Here is a 1,696-nt window from a genome sequence, read left to right on the forward strand (position 1 = left end):
AGCAGGCGCACCACTCCACGCGGCTGTCAAAGCCATACCAGCTCCAATAAGGATAGCCGCCCACATTGCCGACCTGACGCTTGGCCAACTCCACCAACTGCGGATTTCCGGGACGGGTTCCATTTACAAACTGTACACCGGTCAAGTCCTCGGAATTGCTCATGTCAGGGGAACCACCGCCAAACAACAGCGGCTTATTGCCCATGGTCTGCCGGTAAACTTGATACATTTCCATCTGCTCCGGGGTCAGTAACTCCGACGCCACAGCGGAAATGGGCTTGCTGGTGAGTTTCACATTCAAAATGTAATACTCATAGGGGACTTCTTCTGAGGTGGTCTCGCCGGTCTCCGGGTCGGTGGAGGTCTCCGTGCGGTAGCGAATCTCCACTTCCTCAGTAAGCGTCAGCTGATACTGTGCTGCAAACACACGCGCCAGCTCTGCCTGAGCGCTCTGTTGGGTGTAACCTTGCAAGACGGCAGACAGAAATGCTGCCAGCTCATGAGGGTCATGGCCGATCATACCAAGGTCATAGCGATACTCGTCATACCCTGGGTGACTGCTTTCAATGTTGTCGATTTCCTCCTGCAACTGGACTTCTCTGGCTGCATAATCTGCCTCCACTGCCAGCATTTCCGGGTCATCCGACGGATAGGTAGTTCCGGAGAGAACGGAACCGATGCTCTGCGCCATCATGGAGCAGGAGGACATGGTATTCATCAGCATACAGGTAATGAGGAACAAAACCCCTGCCATCAGGAAACCCTTCTTGTGGCGCATGACGAACGCCCCTGCCTGCTGTGCCTTTTCTTTCACCGTCCTTGCGGCTTTTCCGGTTTTTGAAGCAGCCTGGGCGGTATTTCCGGCAGTCTGTCCGGCGTGTTTGGCGGCGGCATACTGCTTTTTGATGGCCTGCTTTTGCTGCCAGCGGGAAAGAGGGTTGCTGGCAAACTGGGGATTTTCCTGCAAAGATTTCTGGTACAGAACATTTACATTTGCCTTTTCCAGTTGGCGCTCTGCCTGGGCTGCTTTGCGGTACGGCTTCAGCTTGTGGCTGCGATAGCCCTCCCGCACCAGATAAGCGCCAGTCTCCACCGCCTCCTCGGACTTGTGGGCGCTTTCCACGCCCACATTGTCCTGCTCTGTTTCCCGGATCTCTTTGTGGAACTTGCCCGCGACCAGATGGACGGGAGCTTCCCTGACTCCTTGAGAAACTTTGGAAGGTGGCTTTTTCTTGTCCTCAAAGGTCAGCTTCGAGGTCTTTTTTCCGGTATCCGGGTCAATGACCGTCTGCCTGACCTTTTTCTTTGGGATATTGGCCTGCGCCTTATCTGCTCTGGCCGCAGCTTTCTCCGCTTTATGGATTGGCTTTTCCAGTGCAGGGTCAGACCGTTCCTCATCAGTAAAGCGCAGGCGCGGCTCCTTATTCAAACCATTCTCCCAGCATGAGGGAGGACATCATGTAGTGCAGCTCTGCATAAATGGCCATTCCCACAGGATCGTTGAACATACAGCCGGACAGGTAGGCATAAAACTGTGCCACCACATCGGACAGGATCTTCGCTTCGGTTCCTTCCAGAACCAGACCTCCCATACCTTCCTTGGCACGGATGGCGCTCCAGACCTCTGCCAGACGGAGCAGCCCCACCTGACCGGTCTCATTCAGTTCGGCTGCCTGATCTGCCGCCGTGCGGCACT

2 protein-coding genes are annotated in these 1,696 nt (G+C 55.1%); both read right to left on the minus strand.

Going from position 1 to position 1,696, the window contains the following annotated elements:
• Positions 1-1,429: CD1108 family mobile element protein (locus OCV62_RS18055; protein ID WP_262588381.1), on the minus strand; the 1,429-nt coding region annotated here is incomplete at its 3' end.
• Positions 1,422-1,696 (minus strand): DUF3851 domain-containing protein (locus OCV62_RS18060; RefSeq protein WP_262588382.1); only part of this gene is annotated, 275 nt, incomplete at its 5' end. The genes OCV62_RS18055 and OCV62_RS18060, both read right to left, overlap by 8 nt.

Origin of the sequence: Gallintestinimicrobium propionicum, assembly GCF_025567525.1 — a bacterium.
GTDB classification, from domain to species: domain Bacteria; phylum Bacillota; class Clostridia; order Lachnospirales; family Lachnospiraceae; genus Gallintestinimicrobium; species Gallintestinimicrobium propionicum.